This window comes from Rhizobium sp. SRDI943, assembly GCF_057653695.1.
This window is the reverse complement of the sequence record NZ_CM172787.1, coordinates 3,584,913-3,604,371: the sequence shown is the minus strand read 5'-3', so window position 1 is coordinate 3,604,371 and position 19,459 is coordinate 3,584,913. Positions and strand designations below refer to the sequence as shown.

Here is a 19,459-nt window from a genome sequence, read left to right as displayed (position 1 = left end):
GGATTTTTCCTGCCCGTATCTGCGAATGGCAACAGAATAAGACACCCTCCTCCTTTCATGCGGCCCGTTTGCCTTGTCCAATGACGGGAAGAATGGATTGCAGGCGCCTATGCGAAGAGCGTGGAAATGAACGCTGAGATTTTTCGATATCGGGAGGAAATGCCGGCCGCCTAGCTAGAGCAGCCGGCTGTCGTTTTGTGCCAGAAGCGGCCGGCCCTTGCTCTGCTATCCCAACACTGCCTGAAATATGACGATGGCGAGAAACGAGAGGCCAATGAGGGCGGCGACCCAGATGACCAGACGATTGGCCTTTGCCAACACGGCAGGTCTGACGTCCCGCTTGGGGTGAAACCGTTGCCGCCGTTTGAGGGTGGTGTGGGACAAGCGTTTTTGTGCCTCTGCCATTTATCACCTCCACTTGGCTCACTTTAGCCATTGTGCAGCGCTGCGTATTTGCTCAATCTAGCACGCTTGGCCAGCGGATTACCAATCCGTGCAGAGACGACGATCGAATTCGAACCCCGAGGCAGCCTCAACTGCACCGCCATCCTGTCCTGAGAACGGCGCCATATCGAACCCGGTGCGGATCGTTAGTCAGTCTTCTGTGTCCTCGCCCTCGTCGGTCAGATCCGCGACCGGGACCAGGAAAACGACGAACTCGTCCTCGATGGTCCGTTCGGGATCGTCGTCGAATTCATAGGCATGCTCGACTTCGCTTGCTTCCTCGGTGGTCGCCTTGCGCAGGCTCAGGGCCGCTTTGCGGTCCCAGAGAGGCTTGCCTTCGGATTCCAGGACGGTCAGATCGTCGCGAAAGTCTTCCGCCTCGAAGAAATGCGTCGCTTCCTCGTGATTTTCCGAGCGGAAACTGGCAACGGCGCGGCCGGCGATTTCAACGGTAAAGTAATCCATCCATCTCTCTCATTTTCATGCGGGCGTCAGTGCTGCCGCCCGGTATTGGCGTGGCCGCGCCTGGCCGGTGGCCAATGCGCGAGGAAACTGGGCATTTCGAATGTCCAGGGTGACGTATTCTAGCAGATCTCATCCGGGCAATGGACGAAAAGATGCCAGAGTGGGGAAAGCTGGTTTCGTTCGGAAGGCACGGCAACAAAAAGCGGCCCGGTTTCCCGGGCCGCTAGCATGTCGATGCCTCAAGAGCGCTCAGATGAGCTTGGCGAAAGCGACTGCCGTGTCGGACATGCGGCTGGAGAAGCCCCACTCGTTGTCGTACCAGGACAGGACGCGCACGAAGTTGCCTTCCATGACCTTGGTCTGATCGGTCGCGAGGATCGAGGAGTGGCTGTCGTGGTTGAAGTCACGGGAGACGAGCGGCTCGTCGGTGTAGCCGAGGATGCCCTTCAGCTTGCCGTTGGCAGCAGCCATGATGGCTTCGTTGATTTCACCAACGCTGGTCGCCTTCTTGGCGACGAACTTGAAGTCGACGACGGAAACGTTCGGAGTCGGAACGCGGATCGAGGTGCCGTCGAGTTTACCCTTCAGATGCGGCAGAACGAGGCCGACTGCCTTGGCTGCACCCGTCGAGGTCGGGATCATGGAAAGGGCGGCCGCGCGGGCGCGATACAGGTCCTTGTGCATCGTGTCGAGCGTCGGCTGGTCGCCGGTGTAGGAGTGGATGGTCGTCATGAAGCCGTGGTCAATGCCGACGGCGTCGTCGAGAACCTTCACAACCGGCACCAGGCAGTTGGTGGTGCAGGACGCGTTGGAGATGACCAAGTGCTCCTTGGTGAGCTGATCATGGTTGACGCCGAAGACGACCGTCAGGTCAGCGCCGTCGGCGGGCGCCGAGACGATGACGCGCTTGGCGCCGGCCGTCAGGTGAGCGGCAGCCTTGTCGCGGGCGGTGAAGATGCCGGTGCATTCCATCGCGATGTCGACGCCGAGTTCGCGGTGCGGGAGGGTGGCCGGATCCTTGATCGCCGTGACCTTGATCGGCTTGCCGTTGCCGACGATGATCGAGTCACCCTCGACCTTCACCGTTGCCGGGAACCGGCCGTGGATCGAGTCATAGCGCAGCAGGTGGGCGTTGGTTTCAACCGGGCCGAGATCGTTGATGGCGACGACTTCAATGTCGGTGCGGCCGGATTCGACGATGGCGCGAAGGACGTTGCGGCCGATGCGGCCGAAACCGTTGATGGCAACCTTGACTGTCATGTTCATTCACTCCCGATAGAGTAGGGCCCGATAGTGAGGGCCTGGAATTGAGGAGATGGAGAGCGCCTCAAGGCGCCCTCATTAAAGCTTTGCTTCCGCGGCTGCAACGACGGCGTCGGCGGTGATGCCGAAATGCTTATAAACTTCCTTGACCGGGCCGGAAGCGCCGAAGCTCTTCATGCCGATGAAGGTGCCTTCCGGTCCGATGAACGCATCCCAGCCTTCGCGAACGGCGGCTTCGACGGCGATCTTGACTGGCGAGTTGCCGAGGATTTCCTTGCGATAGGCTTCCGGCTGCTCGAAGAACAGTTCGGTGCAGGGAACCGATACGACGCGGACGGTGACGCCCTTGGCTTCGAGTGCCGTACGGGCTGCAACGGCGATTTCGACTTCGGAGCCGGAGGCGAAGATCGTCACCTTGGCGTCGGCATTGCCGGCGAGCACATAGGCACCCTGTTCGCACAGGTTCTTTTCGCTGTATTCGGTACGGGCTGCGAGCAGGTTCTGGCGCGTCAGAGCAAGGCCCGAAGGACGGTTGTGCGTCTTGATGGCGATCTGCCAGCATTCCGCCGTTTCCGTGGCGTCGGCCGGACGGAAGACCATCAGGTTCGGGATGGCGCGCAGGCCGGCGAGCTGTTCGACCGGCTGGTGCGTCGGGCCATCTTCGCCGACGCCGATCGAGTCATGCGTCAGGACGTGAATGACGCGGATGCCCATCAGCGAGGCGAGACGGATCGGCGGGCGGCAATAATCCGAGAAGATCAGGAAGCCGCCGCTGTAGGGGATGAGGCCGCCATGCAGCGCAATGCCGTTCATGGCAGACGCCATGCCATGCTCGCGAATGCCCCAATGCATGTAACGACCGGCGAAATCGGTCGGGGTGATCGAATGCATCTGGCTGGTCTTGGTGTTGTTCGACGGCGTCAGGTCGGCGGAGCCGCCGAGCGTTTCCGGTAGGAAGCCGTTGATGACCTCGAGCGCGTCTTCCGAGGCCTTGCGGGTCGCAACCGTCGGCTTGGTCTCGGCGAGCTTCTTCTTATATGCGCTGATCGCGGCGTCGAAGCCTTCCGGCAGCTCGCCTGCCATGCGGCGGGTGAACTCGGCCCTGGCCGGAGCCTTGGCGAGGCCGTCTTCCCAGCTCTTGACGAGGTCGACGGAGCGGGCGCCGGCAGCACGCCAGCTATCAAGCACGTCCGACGGGATGACGAAGGCTTCGGCTTCCCAGTTCAGCGCCTTGCGGGTGGCTGCGATTTCTTCGGCGCCGAGCGGGTTGCCGTGGACCTTGTGGGTGCCCTGCTTGTTCGGGGCGCCGAAGCCGATGATCGTCTTGCAGGCGATGAAGGTCGGGCGGTCGGACTTGTGAGCAGCTTCGATCGCGTCGGCGATCGCGGCCTGATCGTGACCGTCGATCTCGATCGTGTTCCAGTGTACGGCCTTGAAGCGGGCGATCTGATCGGTGGAATCCGACAGCGACACGGCGCCGTCGATGGTGATCGAGTTGTTGTCCCAAAACAGGACGAGCTTGTTGAGCTTCAGGTGGCCGGCGAGCGCGATGGCTTCGTGGCTGATGCCCTCCATCAGGCAGCCGTCGCCGCAGATTGCATAGGTATAGTGATCCTGGAGATCGGAGCCGAACTCCTCGCGCAGCTTGCGTTCGGCAATCGCCATGCCGACGGAATTGGCAATGCCCTGGCCGAGCGGACCGGTCGTCGTTTCGATGCCGGTGGCATGACCGTATTCCGGGTGGCCGGCGGTCTTCGAACCGAGCTGGCGGAACTGCTTCAGATCTTCGATCGTCATGTCAGAATAGCCGGTCAGATACAGCACCGAATAGAGCAGCATCGAGCCATGGCCGGCCGACAGCACGAAGCGATCGCGGTTCGGCCAGTGCGGCTTCTTCGGATCGAACTTCAGATATTTGGTGAACAGGACCGTTGCCACGTCGGCCATGCCCATCGGCATGCCCGGGTGGCCGGAGTTCGCCTTTTCAACGGCGTCCATGGCAAGAAAACGGATCGCATTCGCCATCCGGTCGTGTTGTTCGGGAGAGGTCATGGCTTTTCCGCAAGTTCCGGGTGTCGGGGGATGGCCTCGAGCCTCCAAGACCATCGAGTGAAAGCGGCAGAGACATAGCAGTTGGGACGGGCAAGTCAATAAATGGCAGGTCAAATCCGGGCGGGAAGCGGCGATTTTTGACATTTGATCACGCGATTGTACAAATGACGAAATCGATGTGTAAAACGCTCATCCACAGGATAGGCCGGTGGGCAAGTGACAGGATTTATTGACGGGCCGTTAGCGAGCTGCATATCCTTTTGAAATCGCAGGATCGGTGCGGCGTGCCGATTCGCGGATCCTGCGCGGGAATCGGAAAGACATGATGCCCACAGGCAAAACCATGGAAGCAGCGCTCAACGAATTGAGACAGGCGATATCGAGCCTCGAAAACGCCGTCGACATGCGCGTCGAACGGCAGCGCGAGCAGGGCGAGATCGAGGGCGAGGTGCGGCGTGTACACGCCGACCGCTCGCGCCTGGCGCAGGAGCTCGACCAGGCCGAATTCCGCGCCAACCGGCTGGAAGAGGTTAATCGCGAGGTATCGCGGCGGCTGGTGACGGCCATGGAAACGATCCGCGCAGTTCTGGATCGCTGATAGGAAGAGTTTGGCATGGCGCAGGTGACGGTAACGATCGACGGCAAGGCCTATCGCATGGCCTGCGAGGAAGGGCAGGAGGATCACCTGACCGATCTCGCCACCCGCTTCGACCGCTATGTCGGCCATCTCAAGGATCAGTTCGGGGAAATCGGCGATCTCAGGATCACCGTCATGGCCGGCATCATGATCACGGACGAGATTGCCGAGCTGACGCGCCGCGTCGCCGGGTTGGAGTCCGAGCTCGAGACGCTGCGCGGCAATCGCGATACGGTGCTTGCAGCCACCGCCCGGACCGAGGAAAATCTTGCGGCAGCGCTCAGTGAAGTGTCGAGCCGCATCCGCGGCATCACCGACAAGCTGAACGGCCGGTCCGCCCCGGAACTCAATTGATCCTAGAGCCTTTCCTGGTCAGATTGAAGCATTCTGTTGGCTCAAACGGAGTCGGATGGTCGACCGGCCGGCGCGTGTCGTAGCCCGGCTCTACGGCCAAGCCGGCCGGTCGATCAGCCGGCCCGTTTCAGCCAACCCGAAGGGCCGGGCATCTTTGCGCCAGGATCAGAGGCGATCGGCTCGGACGTACCAAGAGGTATGCCCTTCGCCAATCGCCTCTGCCCTGACGAAAACCTGCTCCGGCAGAATGCTTCAATCTGACGAGGAAAGGCTCTAATTAAATAGGGGCGGCCTTCCGTCGCCACTGGCGCGGCAGCGCAAACAACCTTATATATCGCCATGCGGTCTGCGCCTCTCGACAGGAACCACAATCCCTGGGGCCATACTCGATCCAAAGGGAGCTGTCCCTGGCCAGGCCCGTGGGCCTGGACACACGGCGCCCACCTACGTTTGTAGGCACCCAGGATCGTAAACATCCATCGGTGGTCGTGGATCGCACCCTTTCCTTCCATTTTCAGCGAAGACGCCGGATATGGCGGGCGAACGCGGGTTGCCCGTTCGCCCTTCTTCAGCGCGTCCGTTACTTCGTCAGACCTGGAAGGGTGACCTGGAAGACCTGGAACATGGTGTCGACGTCGGCACCGCCGTCCGCCTTGTAGGCGGCACCCACCTGGAAACCATCCTGCGTCAAGAAGTCGTTGTCATTGGCGACGAACAGGAAGTAGTCGTCCGGCAGGTTCGGGTCGAGAACGCTCGCCAGACCCATGGCTTCCCACTTTTCCGACAGATTGTTCTTGTCGTTCGGCGCGCCGTTGTGCAGGCCGAAGCGGGTGAGATCGGTCTTGTCGTTGAGGTCGATGAAGGGTGTCAGCGTCGCCGGCGTCAGCGAGGGATCGATGACGCCCTTCGGCGCGATCGGCTTGCCGTCATCGAAATCGCTGCCGGCGATGTCGGTCGCGGCGGAAATGTCGACGATGTCGACCTTGCGGTAGAGCGAGGTGTCGCCCTTCAGGCCCTGGCCGTTGCCGCTGTCGCGGGCGAGCATCAGGAAGGTCTTGTCGGACAGGGCGACGATTTCGCTCTCGGCGGCGATCGTCGTCTTGTCCTTGGCGTCCTTGAAGACCGGCAGCGGCACGACATATTCGTGCACCAGTTTCAAGTGATCGGGATCGGCGGCGTCATAGATCATGGCGCGGGTATTCTGGCGGGTCGAGCCGGAATCGCCGCCGTCCTGGCGGGCGGCCGATTGCAGCACAGCGATGATGAACTTGCCATCAGGCGTCATCGCCATGCCTTCGAGACCCTGGTTGTTCTGGCGGCCGGTCTCCGGATCTTTCGGGTCCGGAGCGGAGGCGCCGGAGCCGGGATTGTTGGAGGCAAAGCTCAACGCGCCCTTGCGCATCGGCAAAAGCGCCTTCGGCGGCTGGGTGGCGGAGAGCAGGTGTCCGTCAGCGGCGAAGTGATAGATATAAGGCCCGTATTCGTCGCTGACGAACATGCTGCCGTCGGCCATGCGGATGATGGCTTCATTGTCGAGCGCGATCTTGCCGTTCGTCGCCTGCGGCAGCGCGGGAAAACTACCGGCAGCGGGGCGGACGCCGGATTCCGGGTCGAGACCGGTCATGTCGCCGCCCCTGTCGTCGACGAAGAGTGTGGAATCGACGAGCCTTGCGTCGACGCCCGACTGTTCCTTGCCGACCTCGGGTGCCGCACCCGGAGCGGTCGGCGTCAGGCCGATCGAGATGGTGTTCAGACGTGGCCGGTAATCAACGGTGCCGACGGCGTTGTAACCGCGGTCGGGCAACAGGTAGAGCGTGCCCTTGTAGCCGGCGCCGTCGCGGCTCCAGGCGGCGGGATCGATCGCCATGCCCGAGCCGGAACCGAAGGTCTCGCCGAATTTGTCACGCTGGTTGGCCGGAATGCGGCCGATGCCCACCAAGCCCTTGTTGACGAAGGTGAGGCCGCCGACGGTGGCGGAATTCTCGGCCATTGCGACGACTGGCACGGCGGCGGATGCCGCGAGAACCGCGGCGAACAGCCGCGATGCGTATGGTCTGACATTCTCCATGGAAATACCCTCTCGGTCAAAAGCGCTCTCGAAACGGCTTCCGCCCGCAGGCTGGACACCGCTTCAAATGACACCCCGGCCTGGATTCGATTTCCCGATGGCACAACACGCCCTGGATTTCGTCGCCCCATATCCCCGGCAGACGGTCTATGACGGGATCGTGATATCTGGATGACACTTCTCAGCGAAAGCGTCATGCTGGAGAGGAAGTCGGGCTTTCGCGTGTCCGCATTCCAGCTGCTGCTCTATCCGACCGGGTAAGGCCCTTCGGCGAAGACCTCATCGTGGTAGCCCTTGGAGCCGACATTCAGCGCCAAAGGGCTTCGCCACTCCCTGTTGTCGCGCAGGCAATCGAGCACGAAACGGAAATCATATCGCGGATGCCAGCCGAGTTCCCGCCTTGCGCGTTCGTTGACATAGACACGGTCGAGCGAAGGAAACATCTTCCAGCCGCGTGATGCGTAAAGGGCGCCTGCACCCGGGAACAGTCGTTCGACGACGTGAGGCGCGTCGCGCCGGATCGCGGCGAGATCACTTGCCGAAAACGGCGTCGTGGCGGAGATGATGTAGCGGCCAAAGCCGATTGCCGGCGCCTTTTCGAGCGCCAGCAGATGGGCGCTGACCACGTCGCTGATATCGACGCGGCGGTGAAGAAGCTCGTTGGCCTGGGCATTCTCTGCCGAATAGCCGTTGCGAATGTCAGGATCGTCGTCATTTTCGGGAAAGAAACGCGAAGTCCTGAGAATGGCGACCGGCAGGCCGGATTTGCGGGCGAAGAGTTCGCACAGACGTTCGGCGGCGAGTTTCGTCACGCCGTAGATGTTTTTCGCGACGGGAAGCACGTCCTCGGTCACCCATGCCGCCGGTTCGCCGGCAGCCGGCGTCAATGCCGCACCGAAGGTGCTGGTGGTGCTGGTGAAGACGAAGCTTGCGACGCCTGCGGTGGTCGCCTCTTCGAGCAGGTGCAGAGTGCCGGCGATATTGGTGTCGAGGAATCATAATTGCCGTGGGTCGCCACATGCGGTTTGTGCAACGTCGCGGCATGGATGACGTGGCTGATGCCCGACATCGCCTGGCGGACGAAGGCGCGATCACTGATCGAGCCGACCATGTCGGTAAAAGCCGAGGGCTTGATATCGATGCCGCGCACCCAGCGGCTTTCCGCCCTCAAGGTCTGCATCAGCGCCTCGCCGAGATGGCCGGCACTTCCCGTCACCAGTATCGTCATCACATCGTCTCCTGACCGTTCGGCGGCGGACGCTATAAAGACTAAGGTTTTCAGGCAACGCATAAATTATGCATGGGCGTGCAGGAAAGCTTGAGGCTCAGCCGATGGTCGTGACGAGGCGGCCGGCGCTGCCATCGGAAAGCATGATCCTTTCCCAGGTCATGCGGCCGGCGGCGATCGGCAGCAGCACATTGCCGTTGGCGCCGGTATCAAGCGTCAGCGACGAGAGCCTGCCCGCATGCCAGCCGCGCTCCTCCAGCGACTGCTCGGCGGCGGCGATCTCGGCGGAGGCGTAGGAGAATAGAGAGCGGCCGAGAAAGGCGCCGAGCGGCGCCCGCCACTCCGCGTGCCGCGGGCGAGAGGTGGCGAGCAGCCGGTGGGTGCGGTCGCAGATCAGATGCACCGGCCGGACGGAATCCTCGACCAGCCGCTTCAGCGCCGCATCGACTGCTGCATGTGGCGGCGAGGCGAAAATCCGTTCCAGCTTGATAGCCTGTTCGGGCGAAAGGGCGAGCTTATCGCGCTCCCAGCGTGAGATCGTCGCCTGGTTGACGCCGAGGAGTTCGGCGAGATGTTCCTGCTTCATGCTCCGCAGCAGCCGCATGCGGCGTATGCCGGCTCCGGATATCGTCATCCGTCTGATCCCGTGTCGTTTTTTGCAGCATAGGGCTTCGGCGGGGCGGGCGGCAAGGCGGTTTGACGCCGGGTCATTATTCGGGCTGACCTTCCAGGTCGCCTTTCAGCCGGTCGAGGATAGAGAGCGCATGGCCGGCATAGGCGCTGATCCAGCGGTCATAGATGTGCTTGATCGGCAGGCTGTTCAGATGGTTCCAGCGCTCGCGGCCTTCCTTCCTGGCGATGACCAGATCGGCCTCTTCCAGTACCTTCAGATGCAGCATCACCGTACAGCGATCCATCTCCGGAAACATCTCGCAAAGGGTCCCTGTGGTTCGGGGGCCATCCTTGAGCAGATCGAGGATTTCGCGGCGGCGATGATGCGCCAGCGCCTTGAAGACTGGGTCGTCGGTTGATTCGCTTGACATGTTATGTTTTTATAACATAATGACGCCAAGTACAACGGAACAGGCACAATGGAGAAGAGGAGAAGTGTCATGTCTCTCGGAATCCGCGTTTCCGGCCGCATCGGCCGTCCCGTCGCAGAGGTATTTGATGCCGTCGTCAATCCGAAGAAGCTCAGCAGCTATTTCACCACGATCGGCGGAGCGAGCGCGCCGCTCGTGAAGGGCACGACGGTGACCTGGTGGAAGGATGCGCCGGTCGAGGTCGTCGAACTGGTGCCGGAAAGCCGCATCGTGCTGCGCTGGGATGGCGGCACTGGCGAAGACGAGGCGAAGTACAAGACGCTGGTCGAGATGAACTTCAAGCCGCTGGAGGATGGCGGCACGCTGGTGACGATCGCCGAGACCGGCTGGCGCGAAGACGATGCCGGCCGGCGCGGCACCTATCTCAACTGCGAAGGCTGGACGCAGATGCTCTGCAGCATGAAGGCTTTCGTCGAATACGGCATCAATCTGCGCGAGGGCATGTTCCTCAGCGAGATGAAGGGTGAGCCGGCCAGCGCGCCTGATGTTTGAAGGAGTGTGTCGGCATCAAGACGATCGGCAGCGCAATCGTCGCATTCCCCGAAATCACCGAGACTTTGCTTGCCTGTCACACTGCGGGTGCTAATTTCCGGATTCGATACTTCATTTCGGTTTCCAGGAGATTTCATTATGCAGCTTGGCATGGTTGGTTTGGGCCGCATGGGCAATTATATGGTCCAGCGCTTGATGCGAGGCGGTCACGAATGCGTCGTCTACGACGCCAGGCCGGAAAGCGTTGCCGAGCTCGCGGGCCTCGGTGCGACCGGCAGTGCTTCGCTCGCGGAATTCGTCTCGAAGCTCACCCATCCGCGCGCGATTTGGCTGATGTTGCCGGCGGCGATCGTCGACAAGGTGCTGGCGAGCCTGGTGCCGCTGCTTGAAAATGGCGATATCGTCATTGACGGCGGAAACTCTTATTACCATGACGACATCCGCCACGGCGCCGACCTTATCACCAAGGGCATCCACTATGTCGATGTCGGCACAAGCGGCGGCGTCTTCGGCCTCGAGCGCGGTTATTGCCTGATGATCGGCGGCGAGAAGGGCATCGTCGAACACCTTTCCCCGATCTTCGCGACGCTGGCGCCCGGCGTCGGCAAGACGGAAGCCTCGCCCAACCGGAGCGTCGAAGCGGCTGCGGCCAGCACCGCCGAGCAGGGTTACCTGCATTGCGGCCCGCATGGCGCCGGGCATTTCGTCAAGATGGTGCATAACGGCATCGAATACGGCCTGATGGCCGCCTATGCCGAAGGTATCAATATTCTGAAACATGCCAATATCGGCGCCGCCTCGCACGAGGCCGATGCGGAAACCGCACCGCTCGCCCATCCGGAACATTTCCAATATGATTTCAACCTGCAGGATGTCGCCGAAGTCTGGCGCCGCGGCAGTGTCATCACCTCCTGGCTGCTCGATCTTACGGCCGATGCGCTACATGCCGATCCCGCACTTTCGAAATATGCAGGCCGCGTCTCGGACAGCGGCGAAGGCCGCTGGACGATCATGGCGGCGATCGACGAAAGCGTGCCGACCCCGGTGCTGAGCGCTGCGCTCTACGGTCGCTTCTCCTCGCGCGACAATGACGAATTCGCCAACAAGGTGCTGTCGGCGATGCGCGCGGGCTTCGGCGGTCACGTAGAAAAACCGGCCGCGAAATCCTGAAGGCGAGCGACTTCACTCACCGTTTCGGCAAAGCCGTCATCCTGAAATAGCGAGCGCACGCTTCGTTTCGAGGCGGCGGCGACGTTGACCTTTCCTAGCCATCGGTATGGTCTTCCTACGGCTTGCTGGCGGCAACGGTCGCGAGTATCCATTGCAAAATGTCGGCGCTGCTTTGCACAAGCGACCGACATTTCATTGGAGGCGGTCATGGAGCGTGGCATGGCAAGGGGCTTGAAGGCCGTCATATTCGGCATGTCGGCATTGCTTGCGCTTTTATCGGCGGTTTCGCCTGGCTTTGCCCAGACGACGCCGGCGCAAGTGCCGGCCGCGGCCGCCCCGCCGGCCGAGGTGCGTCAGATGATGGAGCTGATGCAGACTCCTCAGGTCAAACAATGGATGTCGACGCAGATGGCGGCGGCGCCCGCGAGCGATTCGGCGGCCGGCGACCAGATGTCGGTACTGTCAGGCCTGCTCCAGCATGCCCGCCGGCACGTCTCAATGGTCTCCGATGCAGCGATGACACTGCCCTCGCAGGTCGGCCATGCTTCTTCGCTGTTTTTCGGCGAGATCGCCGCCACCGGCTGGCCACGCATGATAGCGCAGTTTCTGGCGATTTTCCTGCTCGGCACCATCGTCGAGCGCATTGCCCGCTATGCCTTCCGCCGCCGTCGCCAGGCGGCGCAGATGGCGGGCATGCATCTCGCCCCGCGCGTCATTCCGGCGCTGATCTTTGCGATGGCGACGGCACTTGCTCTTCTCAGCGTCAGCTGGCCGCCGGTCAGCCAGAGCATCGCGATCGTTTGCGTTGTCGCGCTCGTGGTCCAGCGCTTCACCATCTGCCTTGGTGGCGTGCTGGTCGATCTCATCGGGCTGGCGCGAGCCGAGGAAGAACGACAGGAGATCACCGCTCCGATCATGCCGGCGCGTGACGTCGCATTCTTCTGGTATCGGCGCTGTGCAACCTTCGTCATCTATTTCATTTTCGGCTGGGCGGTGATCCAGTCGATGGAGCCGCTCGGCTATTCTGCGAGCGTGCGGCTCCTCGTCGGCTATATCCTCGGCATCGGCCTGTTGTTGATTGCGATCGAGGCGGTCTGGTCGCGGCCGCACAAGGACGAGAAGCGTGGTCACGGGACCTCCTGGGCGCTCACCGTCTATTTCCTGTTGCTCTGGAGCCTCTGGGTCGCAGGCTTCAACTGGCTGCTCTGGCTCGGCATTTACGTGTTGCTGCTGCCGCGCGTGCTTGCCGTCTCGACGATTGCGGTAAAATCGCTGCAGCAGACCGAAGCGAGCTTCCTTGCCACGCGCCGCATTGCAGCCGTGCTGCTCGACCGTGGCGTGCGGGCGCTGATCATTGCCGTTGCCGCCATCTGGCTTGGGCATATGCTCGGCGTCGGTGCCGATACGATGGCGGCCGGCGAAACGATGATCGACAAGATCGCGCGCGGCGTGATCGGCGGCATCGTCATCCTGCTTGCCGCCGATCTGCTCTGGCATGTCATCAAGGCCTATATCGACGGCAAGCTGCTTGAATCATCCGTGGATGGCGGAGCAACGGATGAGGAGAAGGCCAAACGCGCGCGGATACAGACGCTGTTGCCGATCTTCCGCAATATCCTTGCCGTCGTCATTGCCGTCATCGCCGTTCTGATGGTGCTCTCCGGCCTCGGTATCGAAATCGGGCCGCTGATCGCCGGCGCCGGTGTCGTCGGCGTTGCGGTCGGTTTCGGCGCGCAGACGATCGTCAAGGACGTCATCAGCGGCATGTTCTATCTCTGGGACGATGCCTTCCGCATCGGCGAATATATCGAAAGCGGCAGCCACAAGGGCGTGGTCGAGGCCTTCAGCCTGCGTTCGGTGAAGCTCAGACATCATCGCGGGCCGCTGACGACGGTGCCGTTCGGTGAACTCGGCGCAGTGAAGAACCTCAATCGCGACTGGACGATCGACAAGATCAGCCTCAACGTCAAATACGACACCGATCTCGTCAAGGCGAAGAAGGTGATCAAGCAGATCGGCCAGACGCTGCTCGAAAATCCGGAATTCGGCCCTCATATCATCGAGACTCTGAAGATGAAGGGTGTCGAGCAGTTCGGCGAATTCGCCATCGAAATCCGGCTGTCGATGATGACGAAGCCCGGCGAGCAATTCGTCATCCGCCGCAATGCGCTGGCGATGATTCGTAATGCCTTCCAGGAAAACGGTATCGAATTCGCCGTGCCGACGGTGCAGGTGGCGGGCGACCGCGACGCGGAGGTGGATGCTGCCGTCGCACGATACGCCGCGCATGCGCGGGCGGGCGCCGAACCGGCGGCATGAACCGCTTCACATCGCGCCGGCTGCTGCGATCAGCAGGCCGCCGATGATCGCCAGGTTGGTTTTCCAGGTATTGATCGCGCTGTCGCGCGCCGTTCCCTGCATGTCCCAGAAATTCAGCAGCATGACGGTGGCCGCCAGCGTGAAGACGATGAGACCGAATGCCGCTGCCGCGACAAAAAGGCCGAGCATCAACAGGATGCCGGCGACGATCTGGAACGTGCTGCCCAAGATCAGCACCCATTTCGCAAAAGGGAGGCCGCGGGCTTCGATCGCCTCGGTCAGCGGCACGATGACGAAAAAATGATGAACGCCGCCAGCGACATAGAGGCCGCCGAGCAGCAGGCGGCCGAGAGCAAGCATCACCAAGGCCGAACCATCCTGCATATCGAACCTTTCTCTCGCGTCTCAACTCTCCATCGAGCGCAAGGCTCTGCCGAAGCTTACGAAAATGCAATGTGCTGCGTCGCCCGCCTGCGCAAATTCGCCCCAATTGAGGATGATTGAGGCGCAGGCGGCGGGGCTGGGGTAGCAGCGGCATAGCTTCATAGAGCTTATATGCCTTTCATGTTACGTCATCTGAAATGATTCCCGCCAAGCTGGCAGTTGCAGCAGGGTACGAGAATGTCGGGGCACGGCAATTTGGAAGAGATTGAAGAAGCGGACGGGTTTTCTTTTGGCGGTCTATTCAGACGGTACAGAACGCCGCTGCTGGCAGCCGCATCAATGGTGGTCTTCTGCCTCGTCGGTTACGCCATCATGCAGCTCACCAACGAGGTGCGCTATGACGACGTCGTCGGTGCGCTCGCCGCCACCAGGCCGAGCTCGATCCTGCTTGCGTTGTTCTTCACGGCGCTCAGTTTCCTCGCACTGATCTTCTACGATCTCAACGCCATCGAATATATCGGCAAGAAGCTGCCCTTTCCGCATGTCGCGCTGACGGCGTTCAGTGCCTATGCCGTCGGCAATACCGCCGGTTTCGGCGCCCTGTCTGGGGGGGCGATTCGCTACCGCGCCTATACGCGCCTCGGGCTCTCGCCGGAGGATATCGGACGCATCATCGCCTTCGTCACGCTGTCCTTCGGATTGGGGCTTGCGGGCGTCGCGGCAATCGCCCTCATCGTCATCGCCGACGAGATCGGCCCGCTCGTCGGCATCAGCCCCTTCCTTCTTCGGCTGATCGCCGGTTCGATCGTCGCCATTCTGGGCGCGGTGATGATCATCGGCCGTGACGGGCGCGTGCTCGATCTTGGCCCTGTGGCAATCCGCCTGCCGGATTCGCGCACCTGGTCGCGGCAATTCCTCGTCACAGCCTTCGATATCGCCGCCTCGGCGTCGGTGCTCTATGTGCTGCTGCCGCAGACAGCCATCGGCTGGCCGGTCTTCCTCGCCGTCTATGCGATCGCCGTCGGTCTCGGCGTGCTCAGCCATGTTCCGGCCGGGCTCGGTGTGTTCGAGACCGTGATCATCGCCTCGCTCGGCAGCGCGGTGAACATCGATGCCGTGCTCGGATCGCTGGTGCTCTACCGGCTGGTCTACCATGTGCTGCCGCTGCTGATCGCCGTGCTCGCGGTCTCGGCGGCGGAGCTGCGTCGTTTCGTCGACCATCCGGCGGCCTCCAGCATGCGGCGCATCGGCGGACGGCTGATGCCGCAGCTGCTGTCGGCTCTCGCGCTGCTGCTCGGCGTCATGCTGGTGTTTTCGAGCGTCACGCCGACGCCGGACCAGAACCTCGAATTCCTCTCCAACTATCTGCCACTGCCGATGGTCGAAGGGGCGCATTTCCTCTCCAGCCTGTTGGGGCTGGCACTCGTCGTCGCCGCGCGCGGCCTCGGCCAGCGGCTCGACGGCGCCTGGTGGGTCGCCGTGTTCTCGGCGCTTGCCGCGCTGACCTTGTCGCTGCTGAAGGCGATCGCGCTTGTCGAAGCGGCTTTTCTTGCCTTCCTCATCTTCGGGCTCTTCGTCAGCCGCCGGCTCTTTACCCGCCAGGCCTCGCTGCTCAACCAGGCGCTGACGGCGTCCTGGCTGATGGCGATCGCCGTGATCGTCGTCGGGGCTGTCGTCATCCTGCTCTTCGTCTATCGCGACGTCGAATACAGCAACCAGCTCTGGTGGCAGTTCGAATTCACCGCCGAGGCGCCGCGCGGGCTGCGCGCCGTGCTCGGCATCACCATCATTTCGTCGGCGATCGCCGTCTTCAGCCTGCTCCGACCGGCGAGCTTCCGGCCGGAGCAGGCGACGGACGAGGCGCTGGCGCGTGCCGTCGAGATCGTCATGAAGCAGGGCAATGCCGATGCCAATCTTGTGCGCATGGGCGACAAGAGCATCATGTTCTCGGAAAACGGCGATGCCTTCATCATGTATGGCCGGCAGGGCCGCTCCTGGATCGCGCTGTTCGATCCGGTCGGCGACCATCGCGCCGTGCAGGAACTCGTCTGGCGTTTCGTCGAAGCGGCGCGCGCCGCCGGCTGCCGGGCCGTGTTCTATCAGATATCGCCGGCGCTGCTGTCCCATTGCGCCGATGCCGGCCTGCGCGCCTTCAAGCTCGGCGAACTGGCGGTGGCCGATCTCAGGACCTTCGAGATGAAGGGCGGCAAATGGGCGAACCTTCGCCAGACGGCAAGCCGCGCCCAGCGCGACGGGCTGGAATTCGCCGTCGTCGAACCGCAGGACTTGTCTTCGGTCATCGATGATCTTGCCGCGGTTTCGACGGCCTGGCTCGAGCATCACAATGCCAAGGAAAAGGGCTTCTCGCTCGGCGCGTTCGATTTCGATTATGTCTCCTCGCAGCCGGTCGGCATCCTGAAAAAGGACGGCAGGATCGTCGCCTTCGCCAATATCCTCGTGACCGAATCCAGACAGGAGGGCACGATCGATCTCATGCGCTTCTCGCCGGACGCGCCGAAGGGCTCGATGGACTTTCTCTTCGTGCAGATCATGGAATATCTGCGAGGGCAGGGTTTCACCCACTTCAATCTCGGCATGGCGCCTCTCTCCGGCATGTCGAAACGCGAGGCGGCGCCCGTCTGGGACCGCATCGGCAGCACCGTCTTCGAACACGGCGAGCGCTTCTATAACTTCAAAGGCCTTCGGGCATTCAAATCCAAGTTTCATCCGCACTGGCAACCGCGCTATCTTGCGGTCTCAGGAGGGGGCAATCCGATGATCGCGTTGATGGACGCGACATTTCTGATTGGGGGCGGATTGAAAGGGGTAGTGAGAAAATGATCAGAACAATCCTTCTTGCCACGGCATGCGCCTGCATGCTCGCGGCCGCACCGGCTGACGCCGCCGAAGAGACCACGCAGAGTTTCGAAACCGGGCTCATCCCGTCGCCGCACATCTTCCTGCCGGAAGGGGAGGTGAAGGGCACGGTGATGCTGATCTCGGATGCCGCCGGCTGGGGCGATTATGAGAAGGGCGAAGCCGACAGGTTGGTCGCCGAAGGCGCCGTTGTCATCGGCGTCGACTTTCCATCCTATATCCAGGCGCTCGGCCAGTACGACGTCAGCCTCAACGACGGCTGTGTCTACATGGTGTCGGACATCGAATCGCTGAGCCAGCAGGTGCAGCGCGCGACCGGCAACAACGCCTATCACCTGCCGATCGTCGCCGGTATCGGCGAGGGCGGGGCCTTGGCGCTGGCGATCGCCGCGCAAACGCCGGATGCGACGATCGGCCAGACACTTGCCGTTAATCCGGCCGCCGGCATTCCGCTTGCCAAGGAGCTTTGCACGCCGGCGTCCAAGCAGGTGGTCGGCGAACGCACGGTCTATGGCCTCAGCGACGGCATCCTGCCGGACCCGATCGTTACCGTCTTCACGCCTGAGGCCAACAAGGATGGTCGGGCGCATGCCGAGGCGCTGAAGAAGGCCCATGACGCGATCGAGATCCGCGATTCCACCGACGATGCGCAGACGGCGTTTGCCGATACGCTCGACGATCTCGTCACCGCCTCCGGCGCCTTCGGCAACCCGCTCGGCCTGCCGCTGGCGGTGCTCGAGGCAACGCCGGCCTTCGATACGATGGCGGTGATCTATTCCGGCGACGGCGGCTGGCGCGACATCGACAAGGAGGTCGGCGGCACGCTGCAGAAGGAAGGTATTCCGGTCGTCGGCGTCGATTCGCTCCACTATTTCTGGAAGGAGCGCAAGCCGGAGGAGACAGCTGCCGATCTTTCGAAGATCATCGATTTCTACCGCAAGCAGTGGAAGGTGAAGCATGTCCTGCTCGTCGGTTATTCCTTCGGCGCCGATGTCGTGCCCGCCACCTACCAGCTCCTCAAGCCAGCCGAAAAGTCGGCGGTGGCGCAATTGTCGCTGCTGTCGCTTTCGCACCAAGTCGACTACGTCATCTCTGTTCTCGGCTGGCTCGGCCAGAAGACGGAAGGGGCGGGAGGCGATCCTGTCGGCGATCTGAAGAACATTGATCCGAAGCTCGTGCAATGCATCTACGGCAAGGACGACGATGACGATGTTGCCTGTCCGGCGCTGAAGGATAGCGGCGCCGAGGTCATCGAACTGCCCGGCGATCATCACTTCGACGAGAATTACGATCTTCTCACCAAGACAATCATCGACGGGCTGAAGAAGCGGCTGCAGAATTAATGCCTGTCGTGGTCCCAAAACTGTGCAGCGGTTTTGGGACCACGACAGGCATCAAATAGAGACTTAAAGCACTCGCGGCCCGCAGGACGCGCTAACGCATCAGCGTTTCTTCGCTCCAGCCGAGCGTGGCGAGTTCGCCGCCACGGAACCGGGCATCGTCGGCAACGATGAATTCGTCGAGTTGCGGCGGAGCGACGCTGGTGCCGGAGAGCATCGCATGCACCTGCCCGCGATGATGGGTCTGATGCTGGAAGAGGTGGCCGAGCACGTCCTCCATCCGCTCTTCTTGAATGCGGTCGCCGCGATGGAGGCTGATGGTCGAGATGAGTCTCTCCGGCGTCAGGGCCTCGCAAAGTGCCGTCAGGCGCTGATCGACCTTCGCCTGCGCCTCTGTCAGCGAGGAAACGTCATCGAACGGTTCGTCGACCTCAAAGGCCTTGAGCCCGAGCGTGCCGCCTTCCAGGCCGTCGACATAGAACCAGTCGACCGTGATGATATGGTTCATGGTTTCCTTGATCGAGGGGAAGAAACTGGTGCGCGGCGCTTCGAATTCGCTGGGCTTCAGTGTCGCGCAGGCCTGAAGCAGCCGGCGGTTGGCAAGGGCGTTGTTGTAGGCAAGTTTGCGAAATGGCCTGACAGGATCGAAGGTCGGCATCGGCGCATCTCCTCTTTAAAGGCTTTTGGCGACAGCACCGCCACCTTTTAAGGCGCGCAAAGGGCGCTGTAACACCTTGAATTGCCTGCGTCAGTCTTTGCCGTCGAGATCGCCGTCCCGCCAGACGAGATGACGCGGCACAACGGGAAGGGTTTCGATTTCATCGGCGATGAAATAGGGCGGGATGTCGAGTGCGGACAGGGCATTACGCGTTGCCGGCACCCATTTGAACTCGAGATGGTTGTCGCCGTCCTCGACCCGATGGATGATCTCGCCGGACAAGAAGGGGAATTCTGGCGGAATCTCCATCAGATAATAGAGGCCGAGTTCATGCCAGTCGCGCTGTTCGTAGCGGAAAAAATTCTCGACGATCCAGAGCAGGCGATGGACGGTCACCTCTACGCCCAGTTCCTCCACCATCTCCCGTTTCAGCGTTTGCTCCGACGTCTCGCCGATTTCCGCCCTGCCGCCCGGAAAGGTCCAGAAGGGCTCATGCACGGCGCGATGGACGAGCACGTGGCCGTCACGAACGCCGAGGCCGGCGATGCGATAGTTGAAACGCTCAGCGCCCGCATTCAGGCGGATGAGAGTGCGCTTGGCCATGC

Annotated in this window: 17 protein-coding genes, 1 other RNA gene and 1 pseudogene; 8 read left to right on the top strand and 11 right to left on the bottom strand. The window is 61.9% G+C overall.

What is annotated here, in order from left to right; genetic code table 11:
* Window positions 1-225 precede the first annotated feature (225 nt).
* The 4 genes from AC245Y_RS18325 to tkt form a co-directional block, all read right to left on the bottom strand.
* On the bottom strand, window positions 226-405 hold the full coding sequence (locus AC245Y_RS18325) for a hypothetical protein (protein ID WP_012758883.1): 180 nt from the start codon (window positions 403-405) through the stop codon (window positions 226-228).
* Window positions 406-594: 189 nt separating this feature from the next.
* Window positions 595-909: a hypothetical protein gene (locus AC245Y_RS18320; protein ID WP_003552580.1), complete on the bottom strand. Its 315-nt coding sequence runs from the start codon at window positions 907-909 to the stop codon at window positions 595-597.
* A 249-nt stretch (window positions 910-1,158) separates the two neighbouring features.
* Window positions 1,159-2,169, bottom strand: a complete 1,011-nt coding sequence (gene gap / locus AC245Y_RS18315) for a type I glyceraldehyde-3-phosphate dehydrogenase (RefSeq protein ID WP_012758881.1) — start codon at window positions 2,167-2,169, stop codon at window positions 1,159-1,161.
* Between the two features lie 81 nt (window positions 2,170-2,250).
* Window positions 2,251-4,224, bottom strand: a complete 1,974-nt coding sequence (gene tkt, locus AC245Y_RS18310) for a transketolase (RefSeq protein ID WP_017995105.1) — start codon at window positions 4,222-4,224, stop codon at window positions 2,251-2,253.
* 322 nt (window positions 4,225-4,546) lie between these two features.
* Between tkt and AC245Y_RS18305 the strand changes: the two genes are divergently transcribed.
* The 3 genes from AC245Y_RS18305 (at window position 4,547) to ssrS (ending at window position 5,714) form a co-directional block, all read left to right on the top strand.
* Window positions 4,547-4,822, top strand: a complete 276-nt coding sequence (locus AC245Y_RS18305; protein WP_012758879.1) for a DUF4164 domain-containing protein — start codon at window positions 4,547-4,549, stop codon at window positions 4,820-4,822.
* Between the two features lie 15 nt (window positions 4,823-4,837).
* Entirely contained in the window at window positions 4,838-5,215 is a 378-nt protein-coding gene (locus AC245Y_RS18300) for a cell division protein ZapA (RefSeq protein WP_003542783.1), read from the top strand.
* A gap of 340 nt (window positions 5,216-5,555) precedes the next feature.
* A non-coding RNA gene (gene ssrS / locus AC245Y_RS18295) (6S RNA) lies at window positions 5,556-5,714 on the top strand.
* Window positions 5,715-5,795: 81 nt separating this feature from the next.
* On the opposite strand, the gene AC245Y_RS18290 is transcribed toward ssrS, so the two are convergent.
* The 4 genes and pseudogenes from AC245Y_RS18290 to AC245Y_RS18275 form a co-directional block, all read right to left on the bottom strand.
* Window positions 5,796-7,283, bottom strand: coding sequence for an esterase-like activity of phytase family protein (locus AC245Y_RS18290; RefSeq protein WP_017995104.1), 1,488 nt, complete (start codon window positions 7,281-7,283; stop codon window positions 5,796-5,798).
* A 245-nt stretch (window positions 7,284-7,528) separates the two neighbouring features.
* Window positions 7,529-8,511 (bottom strand): annotated as a pseudogene (locus AC245Y_RS18285) (NAD-dependent epimerase/dehydratase family protein).
* Window positions 8,512-8,608: 97 nt separating this feature from the next.
* Entirely contained in the window at window positions 8,609-9,145 is a 537-nt protein-coding gene (locus AC245Y_RS18280) for a helix-turn-helix transcriptional regulator (protein ID WP_017995102.1), read from the bottom strand.
* A gap of 76 nt (window positions 9,146-9,221) precedes the next feature.
* The gene (locus tag AC245Y_RS18275; protein WP_012758875.1) at window positions 9,222-9,554 is read right to left on the bottom strand and encodes an ArsR/SmtB family transcription factor; all 333 of its coding nucleotides are present in this window, start codon (window positions 9,552-9,554) and stop codon (window positions 9,222-9,224) included.
* A gap of 69 nt (window positions 9,555-9,623) precedes the next feature.
* Between AC245Y_RS18275 and AC245Y_RS18270 the strand changes: the two genes are divergently transcribed.
* From AC245Y_RS18270 to AC245Y_RS18260, 3 genes are all read left to right on the top strand, one after another.
* Complete coding sequence (locus tag AC245Y_RS18270) at window positions 9,624-10,106, top strand: SRPBCC domain-containing protein (RefSeq protein WP_017995101.1); 483 nt, start codon at window positions 9,624-9,626, stop codon at window positions 10,104-10,106.
* Between the two features lie 138 nt (window positions 10,107-10,244).
* Window positions 10,245-11,276, top strand: a complete 1,032-nt coding sequence (gnd, locus tag AC245Y_RS18265; RefSeq protein ID WP_017995100.1) for a phosphogluconate dehydrogenase (NAD(+)-dependent, decarboxylating) — start codon at window positions 10,245-10,247, stop codon at window positions 11,274-11,276.
* A gap of 207 nt (window positions 11,277-11,483) precedes the next feature.
* On the top strand, window positions 11,484-13,595 hold the full coding sequence (locus tag AC245Y_RS18260; protein WP_017995099.1) for a mechanosensitive ion channel family protein: 2,112 nt from the start codon (window positions 11,484-11,486) through the stop codon (window positions 13,593-13,595).
* 6 nt (window positions 13,596-13,601) lie between these two features.
* Here the strand turns inward: AC245Y_RS18260 and AC245Y_RS18255 are convergent, their stop codons facing one another.
* Entirely contained in the window at window positions 13,602-13,979 is a 378-nt protein-coding gene (locus AC245Y_RS18255) for a DoxX family protein (RefSeq protein ID WP_017995098.1), read from the bottom strand.
* 237 nt (window positions 13,980-14,216) lie between these two features.
* On the opposite strand from AC245Y_RS18255, the gene mprF reads away from it, so the two are divergent.
* Window positions 14,217-16,820, top strand: a complete 2,604-nt coding sequence (gene mprF, locus AC245Y_RS18250; protein WP_017995097.1) for a bifunctional lysylphosphatidylglycerol flippase/synthetase MprF — start codon at window positions 14,217-14,219, stop codon at window positions 16,818-16,820.
* Window positions 16,817-18,199, top strand: coding sequence for a virulence factor family protein (locus tag AC245Y_RS18245; protein WP_012758869.1), 1,383 nt, complete (start codon window positions 16,817-16,819; stop codon window positions 18,197-18,199). The genes mprF and AC245Y_RS18245 overlap by 4 nt, the downstream gene beginning before the upstream one ends.
* Window positions 18,200-18,290: 91 nt before the next feature.
* Here the strand turns inward: AC245Y_RS18245 and AC245Y_RS18240 are convergent, their stop codons facing one another.
* Together AC245Y_RS18240 and AC245Y_RS18235 are read right to left on the bottom strand one after the other, a co-directional pair.
* Entirely contained in the window at window positions 18,291-18,854 is a 564-nt protein-coding gene (locus tag AC245Y_RS18240; protein WP_017995096.1) for a DinB family protein, read from the bottom strand.
* 90 nt (window positions 18,855-18,944) lie between these two features.
* The gene (locus tag AC245Y_RS18235; protein WP_017995095.1) at window positions 18,945-19,457 is read right to left on the bottom strand and encodes an NUDIX hydrolase; all 513 of its coding nucleotides are present in this window, start codon (window positions 19,455-19,457) and stop codon (window positions 18,945-18,947) included.
* Between the last annotated feature and the right edge of the window lie 2 nt (window positions 19,458-19,459).

What these genes read in the sequence shown, in the direction of transcription:
- AC245Y_RS18325 (WP_012758883.1), bottom strand. Translation starts at nt 405, where the DNA reads ATGGCAGAGGCACAAAAACGCTTGTCCCACACCACCCTCAAACGGCGG.
- AC245Y_RS18320 (WP_003552580.1), bottom strand. Translation starts at nt 909, where the DNA reads ATGGATTACTTTACCGTTGAAATCGCCGGCCGCGCCGTTGCCAGTTTC.
- gap (WP_012758881.1), bottom strand. Translation starts at nt 2,169, where the DNA reads ATGACAGTCAAGGTTGCCATCAACGGTTTCGGCCGCATCGGCCGCAAC.
- tkt (WP_017995105.1), bottom strand. Translation starts at nt 4,224, where the DNA reads ATGACCTCTCCCGAACAACACGACCGGATGGCGAATGCGATCCGTTTT.
- AC245Y_RS18305 (WP_012758879.1), top strand. Translation starts at nt 4,547, where the DNA reads ATGATGCCCACAGGCAAAACCATGGAAGCAGCGCTCAACGAATTGAGA.
- AC245Y_RS18300 (WP_003542783.1), top strand. Translation starts at nt 4,838, where the DNA reads ATGGCGCAGGTGACGGTAACGATCGACGGCAAGGCCTATCGCATGGCC.
- AC245Y_RS18290 (WP_017995104.1), bottom strand. Translation starts at nt 7,283, where the DNA reads ATGGAGAATGTCAGACCATACGCATCGCGGCTGTTCGCCGCGGTTCTC.
- AC245Y_RS18280 (WP_017995102.1), bottom strand. Translation starts at nt 9,145, where the DNA reads ATGACGATATCCGGAGCCGGCATACGCCGCATGCGGCTGCTGCGGAGC.
- AC245Y_RS18275 (WP_012758875.1), bottom strand. Translation starts at nt 9,554, where the DNA reads ATGTCAAGCGAATCAACCGACGACCCAGTCTTCAAGGCGCTGGCGCAT.
- AC245Y_RS18270 (WP_017995101.1), top strand. Translation starts at nt 9,624, where the DNA reads ATGTCTCTCGGAATCCGCGTTTCCGGCCGCATCGGCCGTCCCGTCGCA.
- gnd (WP_017995100.1), top strand. Translation starts at nt 10,245, where the DNA reads ATGCAGCTTGGCATGGTTGGTTTGGGCCGCATGGGCAATTATATGGTC.
- AC245Y_RS18260 (WP_017995099.1), top strand. Translation starts at nt 11,484, where the DNA reads ATGGAGCGTGGCATGGCAAGGGGCTTGAAGGCCGTCATATTCGGCATG.
- AC245Y_RS18255 (WP_017995098.1), bottom strand. Translation starts at nt 13,979, where the DNA reads ATGCAGGATGGTTCGGCCTTGGTGATGCTTGCTCTCGGCCGCCTGCTG.
- mprF (WP_017995097.1), top strand. Translation starts at nt 14,217, where the DNA reads ATGTCGGGGCACGGCAATTTGGAAGAGATTGAAGAAGCGGACGGGTTT.
- AC245Y_RS18245 (WP_012758869.1), top strand. Translation starts at nt 16,817, where the DNA reads ATGATCAGAACAATCCTTCTTGCCACGGCATGCGCCTGCATGCTCGCG.
- AC245Y_RS18240 (WP_017995096.1), bottom strand. Translation starts at nt 18,854, where the DNA reads ATGCCGACCTTCGATCCTGTCAGGCCATTTCGCAAACTTGCCTACAAC.
- AC245Y_RS18235 (WP_017995095.1), bottom strand. Translation starts at nt 19,457, where the DNA reads ATGGCCAAGCGCACTCTCATCCGCCTGAATGCGGGCGCTGAGCGTTTC.